The sequence below is a fragment of the Spirosoma luteum DSM 19990 genome, from assembly GCF_000374065.1.
Taxonomy (GTDB): domain Bacteria; phylum Bacteroidota; class Bacteroidia; order Cytophagales; family Spirosomataceae; genus Spirosoma; species Spirosoma luteum.
Window position 1 is genome coordinate 97,867 of sequence record NZ_KB893279.1, and the last position, 24,699, is coordinate 122,565.

The 24,699-nt window shown below is 50.4% G+C and carries 21 protein-coding genes; 11 read left to right on the forward strand and 10 right to left on the reverse strand.

Translation table 11 applies throughout. From position 1 onward, the window contains the following. The first annotated feature begins 107 nt into the window (after positions 1-107). The 4 genes from B156_RS0121815 (at position 108) to B156_RS0121830 (ending at position 7,623) form a co-directional block, all read left to right on the forward strand. The gene (locus B156_RS0121815) at positions 108-1,529 is read left to right on the forward strand and encodes a M14 family zinc carboxypeptidase (protein WP_018621915.1); all 1,422 of its coding nucleotides are present in this window, start codon (positions 108-110) and stop codon (positions 1,527-1,529) included. 672 nt (positions 1,530-2,201) lie between these two features. Further along, a complete protein-coding gene (locus tag B156_RS0121820) occupies positions 2,202-5,090 on the forward strand; it encodes a TonB-dependent receptor (RefSeq protein WP_018621916.1) in 2,889 nt (962 codons plus the stop codon). Positions 5,091-5,140: 50 nt separating this feature from the next. Continuing rightward, entirely contained in the window at positions 5,141-6,862 is a 1,722-nt protein-coding gene (locus tag B156_RS0121825) for an IPT/TIG domain-containing protein (protein WP_018621917.1), read from the forward strand. A 266-nt stretch (positions 6,863-7,128) separates the two neighbouring features. After that, positions 7,129-7,623 carry an RrF2 family transcriptional regulator gene (locus B156_RS0121830; RefSeq protein ID WP_018621918.1) on the forward strand — a complete coding sequence of 165 codons (495 nt, stop codon included), beginning with the start codon at positions 7,129-7,131 and terminating at the stop codon, positions 7,621-7,623. A gap of 84 nt (positions 7,624-7,707) precedes the next feature. Here B156_RS0121830 and B156_RS0121835 read toward each other — a convergent pair whose 3' ends face one another. After that, complete coding sequence (locus tag B156_RS0121835; protein WP_018621919.1) at positions 7,708-9,207, reverse strand: DUF4301 family protein; 1,500 nt, start codon at positions 9,205-9,207, stop codon at positions 7,708-7,710. Positions 9,208-9,382: 175 nt separating this feature from the next. On the opposite strand from B156_RS0121835, the gene B156_RS0121840 reads away from it, so the two are divergent. Continuing rightward, positions 9,383-10,078, forward strand: coding sequence for an HAD family hydrolase (locus B156_RS0121840; RefSeq protein ID WP_018621920.1), 696 nt, complete (start codon positions 9,383-9,385; stop codon positions 10,076-10,078). Here the strand turns inward: B156_RS0121840 and B156_RS0121845 are convergent. From B156_RS0121845 to B156_RS0121870, 6 genes are all read right to left on the reverse strand, one after another. Continuing rightward, entirely contained in the window at positions 10,068-10,883 is an 816-nt protein-coding gene (locus tag B156_RS0121845) for an amidohydrolase (RefSeq protein ID WP_018621921.1), read from the reverse strand. The genes B156_RS0121840 and B156_RS0121845 overlap by 11 nt on opposite strands. A gap of 57 nt (positions 10,884-10,940) precedes the next feature. Continuing rightward, positions 10,941-11,513, reverse strand: a complete 573-nt coding sequence (gene def, locus B156_RS0121850) for a peptide deformylase (protein ID WP_018621922.1) — start codon at positions 11,511-11,513, stop codon at positions 10,941-10,943. A gap of 94 nt (positions 11,514-11,607) precedes the next feature. After that, the gene (ruvX, locus tag B156_RS0121855) at positions 11,608-12,030 is read right to left on the reverse strand and encodes a Holliday junction resolvase RuvX (protein ID WP_018621923.1); all 423 of its coding nucleotides are present in this window, start codon (positions 12,028-12,030) and stop codon (positions 11,608-11,610) included. Positions 12,031-12,035: 5 nt separating this feature from the next. Beyond that, the gene (locus B156_RS0121860; RefSeq protein ID WP_018621924.1) at positions 12,036-12,641 is read right to left on the reverse strand and encodes a nucleotidyltransferase family protein; all 606 of its coding nucleotides are present in this window, start codon (positions 12,639-12,641) and stop codon (positions 12,036-12,038) included. A 13-nt stretch (positions 12,642-12,654) separates the two neighbouring features. Further along, complete coding sequence (locus tag B156_RS0121865) at positions 12,655-14,838, reverse strand: xanthine dehydrogenase family protein molybdopterin-binding subunit (protein ID WP_018621925.1); 2,184 nt, start codon at positions 14,836-14,838, stop codon at positions 12,655-12,657. After that, positions 14,835-15,332, reverse strand: coding sequence for a (2Fe-2S)-binding protein (locus tag B156_RS0121870; protein WP_018621926.1), 498 nt, complete (start codon positions 15,330-15,332; stop codon positions 14,835-14,837). The genes B156_RS0121865 and B156_RS0121870 overlap by 4 nt, the downstream gene beginning before the upstream one ends. Before the next feature lie 134 nt (positions 15,333-15,466). On the opposite strand from B156_RS0121870, the gene B156_RS0121880 reads away from it, so the two are divergent. Next, a complete protein-coding gene (locus B156_RS0121880) occupies positions 15,467-16,612 on the forward strand; it encodes a Gfo/Idh/MocA family protein (RefSeq protein ID WP_026260980.1) in 1,146 nt (381 codons plus the stop codon). Between the two features lie 186 nt (positions 16,613-16,798). Continuing rightward, positions 16,799-18,775 carry a glucosamine-6-phosphate deaminase gene (gene nagB, locus B156_RS0121885; RefSeq protein ID WP_026260981.1) on the forward strand — a complete coding sequence of 659 codons (1,977 nt, stop codon included), beginning with the start codon at positions 16,799-16,801 and terminating at the stop codon, positions 18,773-18,775. Between the two features lie 157 nt (positions 18,776-18,932). Here nagB and B156_RS0121890 read toward each other — a convergent pair whose 3' ends face one another. Then, complete coding sequence (locus B156_RS0121890; RefSeq protein WP_018621930.1) at positions 18,933-19,388, reverse strand: cytidine deaminase; 456 nt, start codon at positions 19,386-19,388, stop codon at positions 18,933-18,935. Between the two features lie 24 nt (positions 19,389-19,412). Here B156_RS0121890 and B156_RS0121895 point away from each other — a divergent pair, with 24 nt between their 5' ends. The 4 genes from B156_RS0121895 (at position 19,413) to B156_RS0121910 (ending at position 22,410) form a co-directional block, all read left to right on the forward strand. Beyond that, a complete protein-coding gene (locus B156_RS0121895; RefSeq protein ID WP_157627130.1) occupies positions 19,413-19,691 on the forward strand; it encodes a hypothetical protein in 279 nt (92 codons plus the stop codon). Then, on the forward strand, positions 19,661-20,185 hold the full coding sequence (locus tag B156_RS31985) for a transposase (protein ID WP_211211245.1): 525 nt from the start codon (positions 19,661-19,663) through the stop codon (positions 20,183-20,185). The genes B156_RS0121895 and B156_RS31985 overlap by 31 nt, the downstream gene beginning before the upstream one ends. Before the next feature lie 249 nt (positions 20,186-20,434). Next, positions 20,435-21,208 (forward strand): hypothetical protein, encoded by a 774-nt coding sequence (locus B156_RS0121905; RefSeq protein WP_018621933.1) that lies wholly within the window; start codon positions 20,435-20,437, stop codon positions 21,206-21,208. Between the two features lie 47 nt (positions 21,209-21,255). Beyond that, a complete protein-coding gene (locus B156_RS0121910; RefSeq protein ID WP_052635784.1) occupies positions 21,256-22,410 on the forward strand; it encodes an acyltransferase family protein in 1,155 nt (384 codons plus the stop codon). A gap of 7 nt (positions 22,411-22,417) precedes the next feature. Here the strand turns inward: B156_RS0121910 and B156_RS0121915 are convergent, their stop codons facing one another. Continuing rightward, positions 22,418-23,095 (reverse strand): response regulator transcription factor, encoded by a 678-nt coding sequence (locus tag B156_RS0121915; protein WP_018621935.1) that lies wholly within the window; start codon positions 23,093-23,095, stop codon positions 22,418-22,420. Between the two features lie 2 nt (positions 23,096-23,097). Next, complete coding sequence (locus B156_RS0121920) at positions 23,098-24,666, reverse strand: ATP-binding protein (protein WP_018621936.1); 1,569 nt, start codon at positions 24,664-24,666, stop codon at positions 23,098-23,100. Between the last annotated feature and the right edge of the window lie 33 nt (positions 24,667-24,699).

Here is a 24,699-nt window from a genome sequence, read left to right on the forward strand (position 1 = left end):
TATGGATTACACCAGTTGACACGGCCATGACGAACCCATTTTTTTGTTGGTTAACCAAAATCAGGCCGGTCAGTGAACGACAGGCTTTGTTCCTTTTATTATTGATGATGTCAACTTTTGCGCAGGCTCAGGATGTATCGCGTCGATTGTACGATGCCCATGAAACATATAGGGAGAAAACATTCACGCACCGCCGGTTCAAGCATTCTGCCCTAGTGCCCCTGCTGGATTCGCTCAGCGGTCCCCTTTCGGTGAGTCAGGTGGGAGAGTCCACAGAAAATCGGGCCATTTATCAGGTACAGGCGGGAACGGGATCGGCGAAGGTGATGCTCTGGAGTCAGATGCACGGCGACGAAGCGACGGCGACAATGGCTCTGTTCGATATTTTCAATTTCCTCCAGGCCGAAAATGATGAATTCGATAGCCTTCGACAGACAATCCTGACCAACACATCGCTCTACTTTGTGCCGATGCTTAATCCAGACGGAGCCGAGCGCTGGCAACGCCGTACCGTCTCCGACATTGATATGAACCGGGACGCCCTGCGGTTGCAAACCCCCGAAGGGCGATTACTCAAACGACTTCAGCAACGCCTGAAACCACTCGTCGGCTTTAACCTCCATGACCAGAACCCGCGCTATAGCGTGGGTAAAACGGGCAAACAGGCAGTGGTGTCGTTTCTGGCAACCGCCTACGACCGTGACCGCAACATCAACGATGTCCGGCAACGGTCCATGCAGCTAATTGTGGGCATGAACGAGGTATTGCAGCAATTCATACCGGGGCAGGTGGCTCGCTATGATGATGAGTTTGAACCCCGTGCCTTTGGTGACAACATTCAGAAATGGGGAACAACGCTGGTACTGATTGAATCCGGCGGCTTTTTTGGCGACCCGGAGAAGATGGAAATCCGAAAATTGAATTTCGTAGCTATCCTAACCGCCCTGAAAGCGATTGCCGACAGTGCTTACGCACAGGATAATACCGCCGACCAGGTAATTGCCGCCTATCAGGCCATTCCTGAAAACAACCGCGCCCTGTTTGACGTGTTGATTCGCAACGTAACGACTGTGCAAAAGGGCAAACCCGTGGTGGTTGACATTGGCATCAACCACAATGAAGTAAGCAACAAAGGCGCTACGTCATTCTCCTACAAGAGCAGCATTGAAGATATTGGCGACCTCTCTACTTTTTATGGCCTACAGGAAATTGACGCAACGGGACTCACGCTGACACCGGCTGGCGTGTACGAATCTACACTCGATTCGGCGGCTGAACTGGAAAAACTGGATATAGCGACATTGCGGCAGGATGGCGTGATAGCCTTCAAAGTAGCCAAAGCCCCGAAGGATAAATTTCCGGAGTCGCTCATCCATTTGCTTTATCGTAGTAAACTTCCGGCCCAACCCCTGTCGCTGGGGCAGGTGCCTACGTTCCTGCTAAAGAAAGGGGACGAGATTATGTACCGAGTGGTGAATGGGTTTTGGGATGAGGATCAACTGAGTCGAAAAAATGGAATAGTTGAGTGACCGGCCCGTTAATCTGCCCGGTAACAAAAGCGTCTGTTAAGCACCCGTTTTGCCCTGTCGATTGCCTGAACCGTTGCGCTGATGAGCTATCCCTGTTCCGGTCAGGACGTTGGTAGGGTGGCTAGAAAGTCCGCGGCTCGTTCTCCTGCTGCTCATTCCTACTAACACATACAGGAGCACAACACAGCCAAAAGGTATGGTTACGTAGCACCGTTTGGTGTCGCATGCACGATTCTCAGGCAAAACTCATTCGGATTGAGTCGTTGTATGTTACGTAAACATTACGTTCCGTGTAAACTTGAATTAAACTTGGTAAAGTGTTTAAAATTAGTGACTTAGATCATAGCAGGGCTGCTTTTTGAGTGAATACCTATGGTAATGATTTTATATACACCTGATTGGCGACTAAGCGCTTCTACCAATAAGCCAGCAAAGTAATAACTGACTTTCCGTTGATAAGCCAAATAAACTAGTTGGCATCCGGTGATTTGTTCCCGCTAAACGTGTAAAAGAGCGTAATGGCAGATTTTAGGGTTATTTCATCAGTAGCAGGACCTCATTATACATCATGCATCTGTTCTTCAAAGGGTGATTAAAGCATAATATTGGTGTAATATTGGCTTAACATTGGGCCGTTAGTTTTGCAGCGCTTAAAGCGATACCAAACTAACGATGAACCGTAAAATAGTACTTCTTCTACTCTCACTGGTCACTTCTGCCGCCCTGGCACAGACCGGTACCATCCGGGGAACTATAAAGGATGGGAAGACAAAAGAATCACTGATTGGCTGCACCGTGCTGATAGCTGGCACCCAACTTGGCGCTACCACCGATATTGAAGGGAACTTTAACATTGCCAATGTACCGTCCGGTACGCAGAAAGTTGTCATCTCATATATTTCGTATCAGACCAAAGAAATTCCGAACGTTCGGGTAGAGTCGGGAAACACGACGGCTATTGACACCGAACTGGATGAAGGAGATACTGCTTTACAGGAGGTAGTGGTTCGGGCCAGTAAAGCTACTAACACCGAGATTGCCGTTATCACCGAAATAAAGCAGCTAAAAGCCCTAGCAGTAGGTATTTCGGCGATGCAGATTCAAAAATCGCAGGATCGGGATGCCGCAGCGGCCATACGCCGGATACCGGGCGTTAGTTTGGTCGATAATCGCTTCGTGTTGATTCGTGGACTGGGTTCCCGCTATAATTCGGTACTGCTGAATGATGTAATTGCCCCTTCTACCGAAGTGGAAACCCGCTCGTTTTCATTTGATCTGGTGCCGAGTAACATCCTGGACCGGATGATTGTGTTCAAGTCTGGTTCGGCGGATTTGCCGGGTGACTTCGCGGGTGGTGTCATCAAAATTTATACGAAACGCAAACCCGACCGCAACTTCATAGATGCCGGCTTTACCATTGGAAATCGGGCCAACACAACGTTCCAGAACGTACAAACACACAGCCGCAGTGGTGTGAACGCACTGGGTTTATGGGGGAAAAACCAGCAGGTTCCACTCGTATTCCCGGCTCGCTCTTCCGATTTTAATCAGTTAAATGCCCCGCAACGGGCTGCCTACGCCCGGCTCTTGCCCGATTCGTGGGGACTGAGCAATAGTACCGTATCGCCCGATGTGCGTTTTGCCCTCAATTTTGGTCGCCGGTTCGATGTTGGGAATGTGTCGGTGAGCAACCTGACGGCCATCAATTACTCTAACACCAATCAGTTTACCAACATTAATTTCCGACTGTTTCAAAACGCGGACAAGGCCAATGACGTGTATGAGCAGTATACTGACGCTAGTTATTCGCGTAGTACCCGGGTTGGTATTTTGCACAACTGGAGCCTTCGATTCTCGCCCAGTTTTAACCTCGAATGGAAAACGCAGTTTAACCAGTTAGGAAACACCGAAACCATTGTTCGGAGCGGGCAGCGGGTAGTAGATGGTGTTGATGTGCAAAGTTTTTCGGAGCGATTCGAGAACCGGAGCATTCTGACAACGCAGGTAGCGGGGGAGCATACGGTTAGCGAGTTAACAAAATTCAACTGGATTGCCTCCTACGGCTACACGGGCCGCTGGGAGCCAGACTGGAAGCGGGCCCGGTTTCAACGGGTAACAGGTGCCGTTGGAAATGATGGTCAGCTACAGGCGTTTCAGTTAGCTGCCCCTAATGACCCTAACCCGGTAGATGTAGGTCGTTTTTATTCAACCCTGCACGAGAACGTTTATTCGCTGATTGGGAACGGTGAGCGTACGTTTGGTAATCCCGCCGACCGCGAACCCAGCAAACTCAAGTTTGGCGTGTATGGCGAACGGCGCAACCGGAGTTATGCCGCGCGTTTTTACGGCTATCAAACGATAGGTAACGCATCGGCCGTCACCCAGCAGTCGATGAACACACTTTTCCAGCCCCAGAACGTAACGGGCCAACCGGGTGGACTGTCTATTCAGGATGGTACCCGTGATCTGGATTCGTATCAGGGCTACACCACCTACGGCGCAGCTTACGTGAGTGGCGACGTTAATTTTGGTTCCAATGTCAACCTGAACATCGGGTTTCGGGGTGAGTATTACCTGCAGGACCTGCGTTCGTCGGTTAACGGTGCCGAGCAAAAACTGGTCAATAATCCCCTTTTCAGTCCACTGCCTTCCCTTAACCTGAATTACAAAATGACCGAACGGCAAAGCGTCCGTTTGGCCTACTCAGCTACGGTAAATCGGGCTGAGCTGCGCGAACTGGCCCCCTTTAGCTATTTCGACTTTGCGCTGTTAGCCGACATTCGGGGAAATACGGCGCTCAAAACCGCGAACATTCAGAATGCCGATATACGGTATGAATTTTATCCATCGCCAAACGAATTAATCTCGATAACTGGCTTTTACAAGCATTTTACGAATCCAATTGAAACGTTTCTGCTGCCAACGGGCAACGGCCTTGCCTACTCGTTTACCAATGCCAAATCGGCACAGAACTACGGTGTAGAAGTTGAAGTGCGCAAAGGATTTGCCAGCTCGTCGAGCGTGTTTCTACAGAACTTACAGGTAGTGGCCAATGCGTCATTCATCAACAGCAAAATCAAGCTGGGGCAATTTGTGCAGGTACCTGACCTGAGCGGTACTACCCAAAACGTTGATTTGACGGGCATTACGGATACGGAGCGCCCCCTGGCAAATCAGTCGCCTTACCTTATCAATGCAGGCCTTTATTACGCGGACGAAAAGAATAATTTTCAGGGTAATATCCTGTACAACGTAGCGGGTGCGCGCATTTTCGCGGTGGGTAATCAGCAAAATCCAACGGTATACGAGATGTCGCGCGGTGTCCTTGATATCAACATCAGTAAGCGCGTACAGCAGCAGTTAGAATTTCGGCTTGGTATTCAGGATGTCCTGAACCGTCCGGTTCGGTATGTGCAGGACTATAACCGGGATGGTAAAATCGGTAGCGATGTAAGTTCACTATCACCGAATGCTGACCAAACTATTCGCTCGTTCAAGCGGGGCAGTTACTATACAATTTCGGCGGTGTATACCTTCGGACGCCGGACACTTGTACCGTAAAAAACAGTACGAATCCAAAACAAGTGAAAAACAACCAAACGTCAATTAGTATGAATGTTCAGCAAGTAGGCCGGTTCAAAACCTGGCAACTGGTTATGCTTTTCGTTACGGGAATCTTTCTGGTCATGGGAGCCTGTAAAAATGATATAGCAGAGCCTGCTCCGGTGTTAAGTATCACCAGTTTCTCGCCTACCACCGCTCCAGTTGGCACAACGGTTACCATTACAGGAACAAATTTCAACACAACTGCTGGCAATAATATCGTTACGTTTGGTACGCTCCCCGCTACGGTCAGCTCAGCTACACCAACTCAATTGGTTGTTACAGTACCGGCCGGTGCTGTAGACGCTCCCATTTCGGTATCTGCCAACGGGGCCAAAGCAACCAGTACGGCTAGTTTTGTAGTGGGTAACAAAACGGTCGTATTCGTTAGCGGAGAACTGACCGGTACCGTCAACTGGACGAAAGATAAAGTATACCTGCTCAAAGGATACGTGTACGTAATAAACGGGGCTACACTCAATATCGAGGCTGGCACTATCATTCGGGGTGGTAGTAAAGCGGATGACCCGAGTGGCCAGCAGTATGCGGCAACACTGGTTGTGGAGAAAGGCGGTAAAATCAATGCTATCGGTACCGCAGCCGAGCCAATCGTGTTTACGTCGAATAAGCCCGTTGGTCAGCGTAGCTATGGCGACTGGGGTGGTGTCATTCTATTTGGTAAAGCTCCGCACAACCAGGCAGGCTCCGTGTTTGCAGAAGGAGGAATTCGGGGGCAGCTGGGTACGGATAACATCGCTAATGACAACTCGGGAACGATGCAGTACGTACGGATCGAGTTTCCGGGCGTGGCGCTGTCAGGTACTGCCAATAGTGAAATCAACGGTCTGACCCTCTACGCTGTAGGTTCGGGTACGACCCTCGATCACATTCAGGTATCGTACAGTGGTGACGACTCCTACGAGTGGTTTGGTGGTACGGTGAATGCCAAATACCTGGTGGCTCTGCGTGGTTTTGATGATGATTGGGATACGGACTGGGGTTTCTCGGGCAAAGTGCAATACGGCGTATCGCTGCGCGATCCCGAATTTGCGGACCAATCGTCTTCCAATGGCTTTGAGTCCGACAACATGGGTAACCCTGGTTATCCTGCCGGTACAACACCAACCTCCATTTCAGCCAACAATGGCTTGCCGCTAACGTCGGCTGTTTTCGCCAACATGAGCAACTTCGTTTTCAGCGGTGTGCCCAACAACTCCCCATCACCTAAGGGCAGTGGTGCCTATCAGTCGGCTATGCACCTGCGCCGGTTCACGGCCATCAGTATTTACAATTCGGTGTTCTCTGGTTATCCGGAAGGACTGCGTTTAGATGGCAAAGCCAACACAACGTATGCCAACGCACTGGCCGATAAGCTGGACCTGCGGGGAGTTGTACTTGCCAACACCCAATCGACAGCACTCACCATACTTGGTAAGGACGAAATTACGGACGCGCAGGCCCAGGCTTACTTCAACGATCCAGCCCGGGCGAATACGGTTGTTGCCAGTTCGGCAGTAGCTACGCTGCTGCTCAACTCGGCTAATTTCAATCTGACGGCTCCCAACTTCCTGCCACAAACGGGTTCGCCACTGTTGACGGGTGCGGTTAAAACGGGTAAGGTGACTGATGCTTTCTTCGATAAAGTAGATTATAGGGGTGCATTTGGTACAACCAACTGGACTACCGGCTGGACCAACTTCGATCCGCAGAATACGAACTACGATAAATAGTTTATACGATAATTTTTTATATTGGTGTCGCAGAAAAGGGCCGGGGCTTTGCACCGGCTCTTTTTATATTGTTGCTATGAGTAGAAAAACCTGTTACACAGGTCTATTGTAACTGAAAGGTATAAAAAATAAAGTAAAGGCGTGTTACTTCTACTACGTATATACGTCTTATACCCAACTACGTCTATGAACTTTTAGGAAGTTCATGACTGTTTGGCAATAAATTTGATTACACATTATTTCTATAACCCCCAACCACCGTAACCATGATATCGAAGAAAGCCAAGTATGCAATCAAAGCCCTCAAGGTTTTGACTGAAGAATATGGCAAAGGTCCTGTACTCATTTCCTATATCTCCGCGAAGGAAAACATTCCGAAGAAATTCCTGGAGGCTATTCTGCTGGAATTACGCAACCACGGAATTTTGCAAAGCCAAAAAGGGAAAGGAGGAGGGTACTTATTGCGGGTAGATCCCGGCCGGGTTAACCTGGCACAGGTGCTTCGGGTAATTGATGGCCCCATTGCTCCAACGCCCTGTGTTTCATTTAACTTTTACGTTAAGTGCGACGATTGCTCTGACGAAGTTGCCTGTGCGTTACGGCCCATCATGGAGCGGGTTCGGGATGCCAATCTCGGCGTTTACGAAAACACGACCCTGCTGACATTTCAGAACCCAGGGCTACTGGCCACCAAAGAAATAGCCATCGGCGCAAACGGGACTGACTTAGCCGAATCACCGATGAATCGGATGACGGCGTAGGCGGAGATAAGGTTTTCGGTTTGAGGTTGGCTAACGCATTAACAGATCGTGCGTTAGCCAACCATAAACTAAATACCGTAAACCTTACAACGGCTGGTGTTCTTTCCGTAGCAAATCGTTCACCGTTTTCACTGGGTTGAACGTAATGAGAGGGACTTCCACAAAAATAGTGTTCCAGTCGGCCATCGCTCCATTCCACAAACCGGGCAACTCCTGCGCCTTCAACTCTTTCCCGTCTTTCGACTTGGCCGTTATGAAACCCGTTTGTGGGTCGCGATAGGCAGGCAGGTCGTATTTTTTTCCGGTGTGGTCTTTCAGACCACAGACCAGATCGACCGGATTGAAATGTGTAGCCTCGTCAAAAATGGCTTTTTGTGCTGGATTCTCCAGGTCTATCTGCGCCGACTCAACTACTTGCAGGGATGTAGAGCCATCCTGATTTTTGGCCCAGAAAGGGCCTCCACCTGGCTCACCCACGTTTTTAACCATGCCACATACTCGCACCGGACGATCCAGTTTACGCCGGAAATAGTCGAGCTTTTCTTCTTTCGACAGGCTATCAAACCCATCTGGTGGCAGGGTAAATAAGGTACGGCGGAGAAGTTCATCGGCCTCGGCCAAATAGCCATCACTTACGTCGCTGCCTTCCAGAAGTCCCTGCAACCGGGCTATCTGCTGTTGAGAGTCGAGTAATACTGCCGCCAGCACTTTCTTGTAGGTAACTGTTGGCTCCTTAATTTCGTCTGGGACAACGTTGTCAATATTCTTGATAAACACAATATCGGCGTCGATGTCATTCAGGTTTTCAATCAGTGCACCGTGCCCCGCGGGCCGGAATAGCAGCGAATTATCGGCATTGCGGAACGGTGAATTATCCATATTGACCGAAATCGTATCCGTCGCTTTCTTCTGTTCCGAGAAGCTAATATCGAACGTAACCCCAAGCCAGGCCTCGTAATCGGCTTTCTGCTCGTTGATGAGCTGCTCGAAACGGCTCCGGTGTTCGGGCGAAACCGTGAAGTGGATTTTTACCAGACCATCCGAATTAGCGTAGGCCGCACCTTCTACCAGGTGCTCTTCTACCGGCGTACGGGGGCCATCGATATAGCGGTGAAACTTAAGCAGACCTTTGGGTAAACTACCGTAGTCGAGCCCTTCTTCGGTGAGTAGAAAACGTAGCACAGTCTGCCGGTCTGCTTTTTCTATATTCTGATCTTTGGCAGCCATCACCTTTTTCAAATCGTCGTAAAAGGCGAAGTCGGTCAGGCGGTCGAATACCTCATCGACGGATTTATCCATCTTACCATCCAGGGCCGAAAAGAGGGTCTTAAACATGCGGGTAGCGGCTCCCGAAGCAGGTACGAACTTCACCAAATCACGCTCATGGGCGGCTGAGTCAAATCGCTGGGTATAGGTTGACAGCTGGTCTTCGTCAATCCGGACAATGCCATCACCAATGGTAGCCGCTTTGATTACGTTCAGAAATGGAAAGCCCTGAACGAAGTGATTTATCTGTTGGTCAATCCTGTCGAGTGGTATGCCTTGTACCAGAATTTGATCCTGATCCTGCTCTGTGAAAGTCATAATAATAGAAGGAAAAAAAAGCGTTAGGAATAGGCGGCAAATTGGCCATTTCAGGAATATGACGCAAATCTAATTGCGCAAAATACGGCGGGTCAATGATGAACTAAACCAATGCCAGTTAACCTATTTCCGAATCAAGCGTTATTTTTGTCCTTATCCTAAACCTGCTAGAGCTATGAAACTAATCGCTTTTGATGCCGACGATACCCTCTGGGTAAACGAACCAAACTACGTTGACGTGAAGCAGAAATTATGCGAGCTGCTTTCTCATCATATTGACCAGGACACACTGGAGAGCCGATTCTACGATGCGCAGATTCGTAATCTCCAGCACTTTGGCTATGGAGCCAAGAGCTTTATTCTTTCCATGATTGAAACAGCCATTGAGCTGACCGACGGTGCCATAACGAGTACCGAGATTCAGCAAATCATCAATGCCGGACGGCAGTTACTCGACTTCCCCATTGACCTGCTGGATGGAGTTGAAGAAGTTCTCGAAATCCTGTCCACCCAGTTCGATTTGATGCTGCTAACCAAAGGCGACCTGTTCGATCAGGAGAGTAAAATAGCCCGTTCGGGATTGGTACACCACTTCAAATATGTAGAAATTCTCAGCGAAAAGAATGAAGAGGCTTACCGGCGGGNGCTGAAGAAACATGGGGTAGAACCGGTTGATTTTCTGATGATTGGCAACTCATTGAAATCGGATATACTACCGGTAGTGCATATTGGCGGGCGGGCCATCCACATTCCATCCGCTGTTACCTGGGCGCATGAGCGGGTAGAAGATGAGCAACTGACGGGAAAATTATTCACCACGCTGGGCAGTGCCCGCGAGCTGCTGAACCTGTTCGAAACGGTTAATGGCTAATCGTGAAGCTATCGGCATCCAGGTTTGCCGGAAACGTTGCCCGAAAGGCGCGTAGTTCATCCAGCAAGAGCGTTTGCTGGTGAACCGTTTCTATATCGGACTGGCGGAAAAGGACCTCGCCTTTGTAATCGATTACGGCCGAATCGCCACTGTAGGGGTGCCCGTTTCCGTCTCTACCAACCCGATTAACGCCGACAACGTAGCTCAGGTTTTCAATAGCGCGGGCTTGTAGGAGCACATTCCAGGCGTTGCGCCGGGCGGCTGGCCAGTTGGCTACGTACAGCAGTAAATCGAAATCGAATAAAGAGGGAGCTGCCTGGGTGTTGCGGCTCCAGACCGGGAAGCGGAGGTCGTAACAGACAAGCGGACAAATACGCCACCCTTTCCAGACCTTCACAATCCGGTGCGTCCCGGCGGTGTAGATGGTGTCTTCGCCCGCCATCCGGAACAGGTGTCGTTTGTCGTAGGTGTCAAACTGCCCGTCGGGCTGCATCCAGATAAGCCGGTTGAAAAACTTCCGACCCGTCGGTGATACGGCATTCCGGCTGTCCTTTTCCTGCACGACGTAACTACCCGTTACCACGGCTCCCGTTTGGGCGGCCATTTGCTTTAACCAGCGAAACGTAGTCAGGTTCATGGGTTCGGCCACAGCGGCAGCATCCATTGTAAAGCCTGTCGTAAACATTTCGGGCAATACAATCAGGTCGGTGGATTCGGGCAGGCTAAAGATACGCTCCTCCAGCATCGCCCGGTTTGCTACGGGGTCATGCCAGTACAGGTCGGGTTGGAGGAGGGAGACATTCATGAATTATAAATGATGAATAGGCGAGCACGGTCTCTTTCAACTATTCATCATTGATCATTATTTAGGGAATTTCATTTTATACTCGGCGTCGGTCTTGCCTTTGGTGATATCGGCCAGTTTTTTCTTGATGAGGGTTCGGCGGAGGGTAGGCAGATAATCGGTGAACAGTTTGCCGTCGAGGTGGTCGTATTCGTGCTGGATGATTCGGGCTGCCATGCCCTCATATTCTTCTTCGCGTTCGTTCCAGTCGGTATCCATATACCGAATCACGATGATTTCGGGCCGACGTACTTCACCCCGGATACCCGGAATGCTCAGGCAACCTTCCTCAAAATCCCAGTCGTCGCCCGCTTCCTCAATGATTTCAGGGTTGATGAATACCTTCTTGAACCCAATCAGGGTTTGGTCAATGTCCTCTTCCGCTTCGTCTTCATTCAGGGGTTCACCATCGACAACAAATAGCCGGATGCTCTGCCCAATTTGCGGAGCCGCCAGCCCCACACCCGATGCTGCGTACATCGTTTCGAACATCGTTTCGCTCAATGCTTTCACATCGAGGGTTCCCGGTTCAATAATCTTTGCCCGCTTCCGAAGAATCGGGTCACCATAAGCAACGATAGGGAGAATCATAAGTTGAATGATGAGTTATGAATGATAAATGATGAATTATGAATGATAAATTGTTCACCGCGATAGTTATTTATCATTCATAATTCATCATTTATCATTCATAACTCTTTTTGCTTTCCATGAATGACTGTAGAATAATGGCCGCGCTAATTTTATCGATGTTCCCTTTCTGGCGACGGTCTTTTTTGGTACTGCCGTTCGAAATCATTGCCTGAAGGGCCATGACGGACGTGAACCGTTCGTCGTGCCAGTGAACAGGGATATCAGGCAGGGCATTTTGCAGGTGTGTCACAAACTTCCTTACCCTGGGCGTATTGTCGGTATCCAGCCCATCCAGCCCCTTTGGCAATCCAACGATAAACGCATCGACCGGCTCCCGAACGATATAAGTTTTCAGGAATTTCAGCACTTCGTGCGACGGCACCGTTTCCAGACCCGATGCAATCAACTGCAACGGGTCTGTTACGGCGATGCCGGTACGCTTGGCACCATAGTCGATTGCTAAAAGTCTGGCCATTTCTGCTACAAAGGTAAGGAGGAACGGGAGGATTGCCAGTTTTCTACATCCTGCTTCGTATCCAAATCAACGGTAGCCAGGGGGAACAGTATCGCTGCACAGTCATTTACGTGCTGTTTTATGAGCTTACGGGCCCCCACATCACCCGATAGCTGCATGAATGCTGCCCGATACTGGATATCAAACAGGGCTGGTACGCCCAGAAAATCAGCTTCTCCATACTGGCACGCTATAATACCCCGATTCGTTTTCTGACGGGTATCAATGAGTTGCTGTAGCAGGGAGGGGGTCACAAAGGGCTGGTCGGTGAGCAGCACCAGAAAACTGTCAATGGGCTGGTCGGTTATGCAGTTCAGCCCTGTCTGTAATGACGAAGCCATGCCTTCCGGCCAGTCTGGGTTATGAACCAGCTGAATCGGTAAATCCGCCAGTTCCGCCTGTATACGCGCCTGATTGGCACCCAGTACAACAATAACCGGCCCTGCCTGGAGAGACAGGGCCGTTTCGGTTATTTGGCGAACCAATGTTTTTCCGTTATTCGTGAGTAGTTGTTTGGGCTCTCCGAGACGGCTGGAACTACCGGCGGCCAGGATAATGGTTGCAATAGTCATGCGCTAAACCAGCCTATACCTTTTCCAGATCGAACGGCAGCCGACGGATGCGCTTGCCCGTGGCGGCAAAAACAGCGTTCGCTAATGCTGGCGCCAGGGGTGGTAAACCCGGTTCGCCAACCCCTTTAATGGTTGGTCCGCCTTCGGCCAGAATGTGTACCTCTACTTCGGGCATCTCGTTAATGCGCAACATCCGGTTCTTGTCGAAGTTGGCTTGTACGGCCTGTCCATTTTCAAACGTGATGCCGTCTTTCAGCGCAGCTGTGAGGGCCATCGCTACCGAACCTTCCACCTGTGCCTTCACCGTATCGGGGTTTACCACCGTACCGAGGTCGATAACGCAGTACACTTTATCGACGGAAATACCGCCGTCTTTAGTCTTCGACACTTCCACCACCTGACCCGCCAGCCCGGCGAAAAAGTCCCATTGCGCTACGCCACGCCCTTTTCCTGCCGGAAGTGGCTTATCCCAGCCTGATACTTCTTTCAACTTTTCCAGTACACGTTTCGTATCGGAACCGTTCGTCAGCATCGCAAGCCGGAACGCCATTGGGTCCTGCCCCGCTTTGTGCGCCATTTCGTCCAGAAAGCACTCGTGGGCGAAGGCTAGCGTCGAGCTTGTCACCGACCGCCAGTAGGTAAGCGGGATGTGAATATCCGCGTGAACATACCGGGTGTTCAGATTCGGAATGTCGTATTTCTGTTCGTTGGTGCCCTCCAGCATGGTGCCGTCGGGCTTGGTCTTATCATACGTTTCGTTCATTGTCGCGTCGATAGACGGGGCAATGACTTTGTGTTGCAGGGCAACTGCTTTCCCGTCAGCCGACAGGGCACCCCGCATGGCCGAAAACGTCATGGGACGGAAAGGGCCAAGCTGCGTATCGTCTTCCCGCGTCCAGATAACCTTTACGGGTTTGCCAATCGTTTTGGAGAGCGTTGCTGCTTCGCTGGCAAAATCCTGCGTAATCCGCCGGCCGAAACCACCGCCGTTAAACTGCACATGCACGGTTACGTCATCGACCGGAATGGCCAGTACCTTCGCTACTTCCTGCCGGGCCAGGTCTCCACCCTGCGTGGATAGCCACAGCGTTACTTTTCCGTCAGTCTGATAATGCGCCAGGGCATTCATCGGCTCCATAGTAGAGTGACTCAGCATAGGCGTCTCGTAGAAAGCCTCTAGTTGATTTGGACTCTCGGCAAATGACTTGTCAAAGTCGCCCGTATTGTGCCCGATGACGCCCTCTGATTTGGCCAGATCACGCAACTGTTTTTCAAAGTTGGCCGTGTTGAAGGTGTCGTGACCCTGATGGTCCCACGTAACCTTGAGGGCTTTGCGACCTTGCAGCGCAGCCCAGTAGTTGTCCGCAATGATGGCAACCCCTTCGTAGCGGTTTTTGCCCACGACGCGCTCCACTTTCACCGCCTGCTTCACCCCCTTGATTTTCAACGCCTGAGCCGCATCGAAACCAGACAGCTTACTTCCCAGAATGGGACTGCGTTCAATGGACGCATACACCATATTCGGAACCCGGGAATCAATACCAAACATCGCCTGACCAGTTACTTTGAGTGGTACATCGGGGCGGGGCATTGGCTTACCCAGGATGGTAAACTGTGCCGGGTCTTTTAGTTTAGGTTCTTTGGGAACCGGGAGTTTTGCCGCTGTTCCGGCCAATTCGCCGTACGAAAGCTTTTTACCGGACGGTTTGTGGATGACGGTTGCGTTTTCGGCAGTACACTCGGCAACGGGTACGTTCCACTGGTCGCTGGCGGCTTTAATGAGCATTTCGCGGGCGGATGCCCCCACCTTACGCATGGGCAGATAGCCACCCCGAACGGAGCCACTACCGCCTACGGCCTGCGACCACATATCCCCAAACTTGGTTTCGCCCCCGGTCTGCCGGATGGTTACTTTGTCGAGTGAAATGTTCAGTTCTTCGGCAATAAGGGCTGGAATAGACTGAAAGGTGCCCTGTCCAATTTCGGGACGGGGGTTCATGATGGTAATTTTGCCCGACTTCTCAATCAGGATATATGGCGTCAGCTCTACCGATTCGGGTAAAGCGCTCAGGTTCAGTACCGGGCTGGCATGAACATCGTTGGTAGTACAGCCAAGGGCAAAAACAGCTCCGGTCAGACCAGCCGCCTTCAGGAAATCCCGGCGGGATGCGTTTGGTTGGGTTGGTTTCTGGCTCATCGCTTACCGACTTTAGGGGTTGATTTAGGAAGACTGGCCATCTCGCCCGAAGCCGTATGAATAGCGGCACGAACACGATTGTAGGTACCACACCGGCATATATTCCCCTGCATGGCGGTATCGATATCGGCATCGGTTGGTTTAGGCGTCTGCTTCAGTAAAGCTACCGCCGACATGATTTGCCCCGATTGGCAATAGCCACATTGGGGCACCTGATGCTCAACCCAGGCTTTCTGCACCGGGTGGTCGGCATTTTTAGAAATACCTTCAATCGTCGTAATCTTATGCCCTGCCGCTGCCGATACGGGGTAGCTACAGGACCGGATGGGGTTTCCATCCAGGTGTACCGTACAGGCTCCACATTGGGCAATACCACAGCCAAACTTGGTGCCGGTCAGCCCGACTACGTCGCGGATGGCCCACAGTAGCGGCATCGTTGGCTCAACGTCCACCGTGTGCGGCTGATTATTAATGGTCAATTTAAAGGATGCCATAATAGCGGTAAAAAATCTTGCTGGTTACGTCGTTAAGCAGGCTACACCTGCGGATGGCTAAATTACCGGAGAAATAGTTTTTTTCCAACATAAGAGACCTGTAAATGGTTGATTTGCTGTATACAACCTGGAATATGACAAATACAGACGCGGCAGATGTACGCGAAATTGGTATCGGTGTTATCGGTATGGGAGGCTTCGGTCTGTTTGCCGTTCAGCAGTTTTTACAGGTGCCCCACACGAACCTGGTGGCCATTGCTGGCTCAAAGCGCGAAGAAGCGATTGCCGTCGCCAAACGGTTTGGCGCGGAGCAGTTAGGTAGCCTGGAGGAACTGGTGAGTCACCCGGATGTGGACCTGATTTACATTGCTACCCCACCGTTTCTACATTACGAACAGTCCATGCTGGCCCTGAATGCCGGTAAGCACGTTATCTGTGAAAAGCCCCTGGCCATGAACCCCGAACAGGGTGAAGAGATGCTGGCCTTGGCAAAGCAAAAAGGCCTGCTGATGGTAACCAACCTCATGCAGCGGTACAACCCGATGTTCGCCCGGGTGAAGCACCTGATTGATAAAAATTTATTGGGGGAGTTCCTGCATGGCTACTTCGAAAACTACGCTGGCGACGAGGGCTTGTCGCCTGAACACTGGTTCTGGGACCGGGAGAAATCGGGCGGTATTTTTATCGAGCACGGGGTTCATTTCTTCGACATGTTTGCCGGTTGGCTGGGCGACGGAAAAGTAATTGCTTCACGAATTTTAAAGCGCCCAAATTCCGCCGATATAGAGGATCAGGTTCAGGCTACGGTGGAATACGGTGATGAAGCAACCGGCAAAAAATTGGTTAACTTTTATCATGGTTTCACCCAAACCGGGCGTATGGACCGGCAGGAAATGCGGCTGCTCTTTGAGCGGGGCGACATCACCCTGTATGAATGGGTGCCCACCCGGATGGTGATGCGCTGCGTAGCGGACGAGGAAACGACCCGTGCCCTGATGGATTTGTTTCCGGGTGCCCAACTCAACGTAACGGCCAACATTGGTGGGAAAGACCGTACCCTGCGCGGACGGCATAAAACGTTCGAGGCCTACCAGCAGATTGAACTTAAATTCGGCTTCGGCAACGAGAAACAGCACATTTACAGCGAACTGCTCCGGCTCATGTTCCGCGATCAGTCAGCCGCCATCCATTATCCCGAAACGCACCGGATCATTACGGAAGCCAATGGCCTGACCTCATTAGAAACAGCCGTAGTGGCTGATAGAATGGCCCGTGGGTGAACGCGACTTTCCGGACTGTCAAAGCGATTTTATGCGTTTCCGGACCATGGAAGCAGGAACCAGTTCTGTATGGGTCAATTAATAAAAAATTTTAAAAATATATAGCCCTTTTGGCCAAATCGCTGGAAACTACCTGATTTTTTTCAGACCTTTGTGTAGTCATATCTTTTCTCCGCCTAACGTATCATGATAACGGAGTCTCCCGCACTCGAAAACCCGAACGGTATAGCACCGGCGGGCGAAATGCCTACCGGTGGTCCCATTCAGTCGGCCATTACGTACGAAAAAATTCCGACGCATATCTACGCCGACGCTAAAGATGCCTCCCGGGCCGTAGCGCAGGAAATCGCCAGCCTGATTCGTCAGAAACAAGGCGAAGGTAAACCCTGTATTCTGGGTCTTGCTACCGGCTCATCGCCCAAAACAGTCTACGCTGAATTGATTCGGATGCACCGCGAAGAGGGCCTGAGTTTCCACAACGTTGTATCGTTCAACCTGGACGAATACTACCCCATGGAGCCTAACTCGTTGCAGAGTTACTGGCGGTTTATGCGGGAACAACTGTTCGACCACGTCGATATTCCGAAGGACAATTACCATGTGCCCGACGGTACACTCCGCCCAGAAAAGGTAAGTGAGTTTACTAAAAAGTACGAGGCTGAAATTGAAGCCGCCGGTGGTCTCGATTTTCAGCTGCTCGGTATCGGGGGTAACGGCCATATCGGTTTCAACGAACCGGGGTCGCTTATCAACTCGCACACCCGCCTGATGATGCTGGATAACTCTACGCGGGCGGCTGCTTCGGTTGACTTTGGGGGATTACCCAAAACACCCCGTAAGGCCATTACGATGGGGGTGTCGAGTATTCTGGGTGCCCGACGGGTGGTGTTACTGGCTTGGGGAGAACGTAAAGCGCCCGTTATTAAGGGTGCTGTAGAGGGATTGGTAACCGAACTGAATCCGGCTTCTTACCTGCAAACCCACCCAAACGCGCTGTTTGTGATTGATGAAGCGGCTGCGTCTGAGTTAACCCGCATGAAAACACCCTGGCTGGTGGATTCCGTGGTGTGGGACAATCGGATGAAGAAAAAGGCGGTCACGCATCTGTCCTTGACCCTCAGCAAGCCAATCCTGAAACTTACCGACCGCGATTACAACGATAACGGAATGAGTGACCTGCTGGCACAATATGGGCAGGCCTATGATATCAACATCGACGTATTCAACCAGCTTCAGCATACCATTACCGGCTGGCCGGGCGGCAAGCCTGACGCCGATGATGCCAACCGGCCCGAACGTGCGCTGCCTGCCCACAAACGCTGCCTGATTTTCAGCCCCCACCCCGACGATGATATTATTTCGATGGGGGGGACCTTCCAGCGCCTTGTTGACCAAGGACATGAGGTACACATCGGTTACCAGACATCGGGCAACATTGCCGTAGCGGATGATGAAGCCCTGCGTTTTGCCGACTACGTAGTAGACTTCAATACGAAGTTTGACATCAAAAGTCCCGAAGCTACCCGAATTTTTCAGGATGCCGCTGCATCGCTCCGCAATAAAGGGGATACCGAAATGGATACGGCCGAAGTACGGTATGTGAAGGGGTTGATTCGGATGGGCGAAGCTAAATCGACCTGCCGCTTCGTGGGTATTCCGGTAGAACAGGCGCACTTCATGAACATGCCTTTTTATGAAACAGGCACGGTCGCGAAAAAGCCGCTGAGCGAGGAAGATGTTAAAATCACCATGGCACTGATTGCAGAGGTAAAGCCTCATCAAATCTATGCCGCCGGTGACCTTGCTGACCCACACGGCACCCATAAAGTGTGTCTGGACGCTGTACTGGAAGCCGTGCGTCGACTGAAGGACGAATCGTTCATGAAAGACTGCTGGGTATGGCTGTATCGCGGAGCCTGGGCCGAGTGGGATATTCACGAAATTGAAATGGCCGTACCTATGTCGCCCGACCAGGTGATGAAAAAGCGGCTGGGTATCTTCAAACACCAGTCGCAGAAAGATGGCGTGGTGTATCAGGGCACCGACTCCCGCGAGTTCTGGCAACGCGCCGAAGACCGCAACCGTGACACGGCTGAACTATACAACAAATTGGGTTTAGCTGAATACGAAGCCATGGAAGCCTTCGTGCGCTGGCGGTTCTAAACTGATTTCTGTCAAAAGTACAACGCCCGGCCACTCATGTAAGAGAGCCGGGCGTTGTGCTTTTTGGATAGTCGTTTTGTAACTCCAATTATGTTATTCGATCTTTTCAAGAAAAGATCGATTTAAGTAAGCGCTATGTCTACTTCTGAAAATAGTTTTATTCTCTCTCATACTTGATTGGTAACAGATCAAGTACTGGGGTCTTGAAAATACCTGCACTATCTTCCAAAATCACTAGGGTATCAGAAGCATAGTCAGAAATTAATTCTCGACACATGCCACAAGGAGCCACTATCTTTCCTGTGTGGTAAACGGCTACAATTGACTCTATATCACTATCCCCCTGTGTAGCAGCTATTCCAATTGTAACTGCTTCTGCGCAAACGGCAATTCGGCCAATGTAAGCTTCTAAGTGAATACCTTCGAAGACCTTCCCTGATTTAGTTCTAAGTACTGAGCTGACAGCATGAACGTCAGGTTTATACCGAAGTGTAATTAGATCCCGAGCCTGTCGAATTAGCTCTTGATCGCTATCATCAATTGGCAAACGAGTCATTTTTGCTGTTGTATGATCTAACATTATGATAAGCTTGTGACTAATCAAATCTATCATTATCGATTTAATTAGCCAAATCCCTTGACGCGAACAGCACCGTTACGTGGTCACGAAATTTCCAGCAGCACATTGGTAGGGATGGCTAACCGGGTTGATTTGACGGACCGGCCATATCAGGGCACCGACTCCCGCAAATTCCGGCAACGCGCCAAATACCGCAACCGCGACACCGCCGACTTGTATAACAAACGGGGTTTGTCGAAGCAGGAGCAGACTGAAGTCTGTGGTACCTTCATGCTTATTACGGAGTACTATCGCAACCTGCCGCATTGGCAACATATTGGGGCTTGTTTTTTGTGACGTTCAATTTGAAGGGAGCTATCCCGAAAGAAGTGTTGAACCGGTTACAGGAAGAAAAGCGACTGGCTTTGCACCGAATAGGGGACCAGGGCAGAGGTACCGATGAACGTTACGCAGAACATAAACGATATTTTGCCCGGGTCGACTACTTTCTAGACACCAGCCAGTTCGGACCTGACTGGTTGAAACTTCCCGAAAGAGCCGGGATTCTCAAAACCAAACTGCACCAGTACGACACATATTACTACGAACTCTTGGCTTATTGTGTAATGTCAAACCATGTACATATGGTAGTTAATCTATCTTTTCAGTTAGATACCATAAATGCTGACGATGTAATCAACGAGCAAAATTACAAGTCATTGTACACCGCTATTAAGCGTATAAAAGGTGGTTCAGCGTTGCTGGCTAACCGGCTACTGAATCGGGCCGGTTCGTTTTGGCAACCTGAAAGCTACGACCACTACGTACGGAATGCCGACGAACTAAACTGAATTGTCAATTACGTTCTGCGAAACCCCGTAAAAGCCGGGCTCGTTACCGACTGGCAGGCGTGGCCCCACTCCTATTTGAGTGAGAAGTACCGATAGGGGTACTATAAACTTCATTCTATCCATTGAACAACCTTAGCGTGAATAAAAACAGACTGGAGTCTGTGGTACTGTTGTTTTGTAATACATAAAAATGCTATACTTGTATTTTATATTATAGTTATATTATAAAAGTTACCATTCAACGGCGTTATGACTAAAGAAACAAAACAACGAACGGCCCGGCTTTTTGCACTCCACGAATTTGTCAGGGCACATTTTACTAAAGCCGACTGGTTTCGGGTCGCTTACCTGACGGACAACGTCGACCTGATTGAAGACCATCCCCGCCTGCTGCGTAGCCTGGATTTCCGCGACGACGACTACGACGGTAACAGCTTGCAGGTGCTGTCGAAACTCATTGCCGATGGCACCATCAATCTATCCGAAATAGAGCGGTACGTGGAGGGACGGAAAGTGGGGATGAAACAGCTTGTGCCGGTGGCTTCGGCCTTTGTGTCGACCGTTCAAGCACATCCGCCAGAGCAGGTTATCACGTTTGCTCCTGATGTGTTTCGTATTCCTGATAAGCCAGTTCAACCGAACCGGCTGTCGGTGATGATGCCTTTTGACGGTAAATTCTCCGGTACGTATACTGCCATCCGGAATGTATGTGCCACATTAGGCATCGACTGTAAACGGGCCGATGATATCTGGGATAACAGTATTCTGATTCAGGATGTGTTCGATTTAATTTTCACATCGAGGGCTGTCATCACCGACTTCACCGACCGCAACCCGAATGTTTTCTATGAAACGGGCGTGGCGCATACGCTGGGCAAACTGGTTATTCCCATCACGCAGTCGGTAGGTGATATTCCATTCGATTTACGGCACCACCGGGCCTTGACCTATCTGCCCAATGCCGAAGGCTTATTGCAACTGGAAAAGGATTTGGAAAAGAAACTGGCAAGGGTGTTCAGTTGATTCCATTCTTTTATTGTTTGTATCTTCGGGAAACCTTTTTGGCCATTATGCAACCTTCCGTTTCGAGCAGCCCTGCTATCACCTTACCAAACGAGCACCAATCTGATCGTTTGCTCTCGCTCGATTTCTTTCGGGGTCTGACGGTGGCGGCTATGATTCTGGTTAATAATCCGGGGGACTGGGGGCATATCTACGCGCCACTCGAACACGCTCCCTGGAACGGCTGGACGCCTACCGACTTAATATTCCCCTTCTTCCTGTTCATTGTTGGCGTATCCATCACCTTTGCTTTAGGCCGGAATGACGCGCAAAAAGGGGTGATCGGCAAGATTGTGAAACGGAGTATTACGTTGTTTATGTTGGGGTTTTTCCTGAGTTTTTTCCCGAAGTTCGATCTTATTACGGTTCGGATTATGGGCGTGTTGCAGCGAATTGCCCTGGTGTATCTTGCCTGTTCCCTTATTTTTCTGAAAACTACTCCACGCCAGCAACTGTACCTGCTTGTCGGCATACTGTTTAGCTATTGGTTCCTGTTAACGGTTGTTCCCGTGCCCGGAGTAGGTTATGCCAATATGGAACCCGAAAGTAATCTGGCGGCCTGGTTCGACCGGGTTATTCTGACACCTGCCCACGTCTACAAACCCGCCAAAGTGTGGGACCCGGAAGGGTTGTTGAGTACTCTGCCGGCTATTGGTACCGGTTTGTTGGGTCTATTGACCGGTGCCTGGCTGCGCAGTAACCGCGTAGTAATGGAGAAGGCAGCCGGGCTTTTTACGGCGGGTTGCCTAACCACCCTGGGCGGGCTGCTGTGGGGCGGCTTCTTTCCCATCAATAAAGCCCTCTGGACCAGTTCGTACGTGTTGCTGGCTGGCGGCCTGGCTATGATTGGGCTGGCTTTGTGCTACTGGCTGATTGACGTGAAAAACCGGAAGCGGGGCGTACTGCCGATTGTGGCATTTGGTGTGAACGCCATCACCGTTTTCTTTTTGTCGGGGCTGATTCCGCGTATGATGAACCTGATTCACGTAACCAGACCAGATGGCACCGAAGTGGGGTTGCAGCAGTACCTTTTCCGCACATTCATTGCTCCTCCGTTTGCCGATCCTAAAAATGCGTCACTCGCCGGCGCCTTAACGTTTGTGGGTATCTGGTTTATAATTTTGTGGTGGATGTACCGGAAAAAAGTGATTATCAAGGTATAGACTGCCGTTAATTTTCCACTCTTTTTTCTTCCAGCGCCTGCCTGATCAGGTCGACGGTGGTTTTTACGCCGGCTTTGCGGAGAATACTGGCCCGCTGGTTGGCTACCGTATTGGGACTTATCCCAAAACGCTCGCCAATTTCGGGGCTGCTCATGCCGTCGATCAGGCAGGTCAGAATCTGAGCTTCACGGGAGGTTATTTTATTCCAGATAGACGCCTTTTTGTTAGGAGATGCTTTATCTTCTTTCCGCAGAACGTTGTTTGGCAACACCAGGTGCTGGATAATGACCGACGACGCATTGGGTGGGTAGTACAGATCTCCTTTAACCACGGTGCGAACGGCCCGTAATATTTCTTCGTGGCCACTATCTTTCAGCAAGTACCCGGCTGCCCCATGCTGAACGGCTTTCAGGATATACTCCGGGTTGCTGTGCATACTGAACATCAGCGTTCGTACCCTGGGATACTGCTGGGAAATAACTTTCAGTACCTCGATTCCCGACATCCGGGGCATGGTAATGTCCAATAGTAATACATCGGGTATCGTTTCCAAAAGGAACGCAATCGCTTCGTCGCCATCCGAGGCTTCGCCCACAATTTGCATATCAACTTCATCTTCCAATAAAGTCCGAATCCCTTTTCTGACCACAGAATGGTCATCGGCAATTAGAATTTGTATCGGCATAGCTAGTGCGTGTTGGCTGATAAATCGATGCTTACCTGAACAAGTGTCCCTTTCTTGGGCTTTGACCGGATGGTAAAATCACCATTGAGCAACTTGGACCTTGTACGCATATTATCGAGACCATTTACGATTAATACGGGTTTTTCTTTCTGGCGATCATCCTGTAAGGTAAACCCTTTACCGTCGTCTTCAACCGAAAGCACTAATTTATAGCTATCCTGTAACAAATTGATGCATATTGTTCGGGCGGCTGCGTATTTTATGGCATTATGCAGAGCTTCCTGTGCGATGCGATACAACCCAATTTCCGTTGCCGGACTGAGTCTATTTCCGTCACGGGTTCCGGTAAAGAGTATATCGATTCCCGACGAACGTCCTGTTTGCTGAGCCAGCAGTTGCAGCGTGGGGCCTAGCCCGAAATCGCTCAGGGTAGAGGGCATCAAATTGTAGGAAACCTGCCGGGTAGTGTGGATAATGTCGGCAATCAGGTTGCAGAGTTCAGCAAACCGCTGCCGTTGCTTATCGTCATCCAGGGTTACGGAGGATTTCAGTTTTTCGGCGTGAAGTTTTACACCGGTCAGCATCTGGCCGATGCCGTCGTGCAGTTCGCGGGCAAAGCGCCGTCGTTCTTCTTCCTGCCCCTCCAGCAGGGCTGCCGACCGGATGGTTTCTTCGGACAGTTTCAACTGGTATTTTTCTTCCGTTGTTCGAATCAGTTCCTGCTGGGTTTCTACCAGTTTACGATTCGTAAAGGCAAGGTTTTCATTGGCGGCCCGTACCTCCCGATTGGTAATTTCCAGCCGATTGTTGGCTAGTTGCAGGGACATTTCGGACCTGGCCAGTCGGTTGATAACCTTTTTAGTGTGCGTAACAACGGGCCGGAATACAAACAGACCCTCAATAAGCAGGGTGAGCAGGGTAGCGATGGCCAATACCCATTCGATACGCTCCAGTTGTTTTACGCGGCCAAAACTTTCGGTATCGAACTGAAAAACGATGTTGTTCATCTGTCCAAGAAAAGCCACCTCGTCCCGAAGAATGACTGCAAGAGCCGCTTCCCGATTAGTTGGTGTCGTATCCGGGTTGTTTATCTGGCTGAAACGTTGGTACATCGACTGAAACACTGGCTCAATCCGGGTAAACATTTGCTCCAGTTGAGGACTTTTCCGAACGGTATAGTTTTTCTCCATTCGCAGCACGCCGTTTCGTAACTGGCTATGATTTAAGGCCCAGGCGCCCAGTAGTGAGTCGAACGAAACAGTGTCGGCTGTAGTCAGGCCCTGGGTTCGCAGTAAGGCTAGTTTGGTCAGCCGCTGACTGAGCATCCGTTGCAGCCCCGCTACGTTGACAACCCGCCCATCGTCGTAGTGGGTGCTGAGTGTTTGCCGGATAAACAGAAGACCGCTTATCGATAACACCGCCAGAAGCGTGAGCGCGATAACGTAAAATCGGGTTAGTCGATTGGCTACCTGCTGATCAAGCTGATTCCTGAAAGGGCCGTCCTCCGGTATCCGGCTTACGGTTTCTGGCTGCGCGAAGTATTCGGTAGGTTCGCTACTAAGTTGGTTCATAGTTTATTGCGTAATCAGAAACCGTAAGCCAAA

Excerpts from the sequence above, each read along its gene's own strand:
- B156_RS0121920 (WP_018621936.1), bottom strand. The coding sequence starts at position 24,666 with ATGAACCAACTTAGTAGCGAACCTACCGAATACTTCGCGCAGCCAGAA.
- B156_RS0121880 (WP_026260980.1), top strand. The coding sequence starts at position 15,467 with ATGACAAATACAGACGCGGCAGATGTACGCGAAATTGGTATCGGTGTT.
- B156_RS0121870 (WP_018621926.1), bottom strand. The coding sequence starts at position 15,332 with ATGGCATCCTTTAAATTGACCATTAATAATCAGCCGCACACGGTGGAC.
- B156_RS0121905 (WP_018621933.1), top strand. The coding sequence starts at position 20,435 with ATGACTAAAGAAACAAAACAACGAACGGCCCGGCTTTTTGCACTCCAC.
- ruvX (WP_018621923.1), bottom strand. The coding sequence starts at position 12,030 with ATGGCCAGACTTTTAGCAATCGACTATGGTGCCAAGCGTACCGGCATC.
- B156_RS0121820 (WP_018621916.1), top strand. The coding sequence starts at position 2,202 with ATGAACCGTAAAATAGTACTTCTTCTACTCTCACTGGTCACTTCTGCC.
- B156_RS0121835 (WP_018621919.1), bottom strand. The coding sequence starts at position 9,207 with ATGACTTTCACAGAGCAGGATCAGGATCAAATTCTGGTACAAGGCATA.
- B156_RS0121865 (WP_018621925.1), bottom strand. The coding sequence starts at position 14,838 with ATGAGCCAGAAACCAACCCAACCAAACGCATCCCGCCGGGATTTCCTG.
- B156_RS0121910 (WP_052635784.1), top strand. The coding sequence starts at position 21,256 with ATGCAACCTTCCGTTTCGAGCAGCCCTGCTATCACCTTACCAAACGAG.
- B156_RS0121815 (WP_018621915.1), top strand. The coding sequence starts at position 108 with ATGTCAACTTTTGCGCAGGCTCAGGATGTATCGCGTCGATTGTACGAT.
- def (WP_018621922.1), bottom strand. The coding sequence starts at position 11,513 with ATGATTCTCCCTATCGTTGCTTATGGTGACCCGATTCTTCGGAAGCGG.
- B156_RS0121860 (WP_018621924.1), bottom strand. The coding sequence starts at position 12,641 with ATGACTATTGCAACCATTATCCTGGCCGCCGGTAGTTCCAGCCGTCTC.
- B156_RS0121845 (WP_018621921.1), bottom strand. The coding sequence starts at position 10,883 with ATGAATGTCTCCCTCCTCCAACCCGACCTGTACTGGCATGACCCCGTA.
- B156_RS0121915 (WP_018621935.1), bottom strand. The coding sequence starts at position 23,095 with ATGCCGATACAAATTCTAATTGCCGATGACCATTCTGTGGTCAGAAAA.
- B156_RS0121830 (WP_018621918.1), top strand. The coding sequence starts at position 7,129 with ATGATATCGAAGAAAGCCAAGTATGCAATCAAAGCCCTCAAGGTTTTG.
- nagB (WP_026260981.1), top strand. The coding sequence starts at position 16,799 with ATGATAACGGAGTCTCCCGCACTCGAAAACCCGAACGGTATAGCACCG.
- B156_RS0121890 (WP_018621930.1), bottom strand. The coding sequence starts at position 19,388 with ATGATAGATTTGATTAGTCACAAGCTTATCATAATGTTAGATCATACA.
- B156_RS0121825 (WP_018621917.1), top strand. The coding sequence starts at position 5,141 with ATGAATGTTCAGCAAGTAGGCCGGTTCAAAACCTGGCAACTGGTTATG.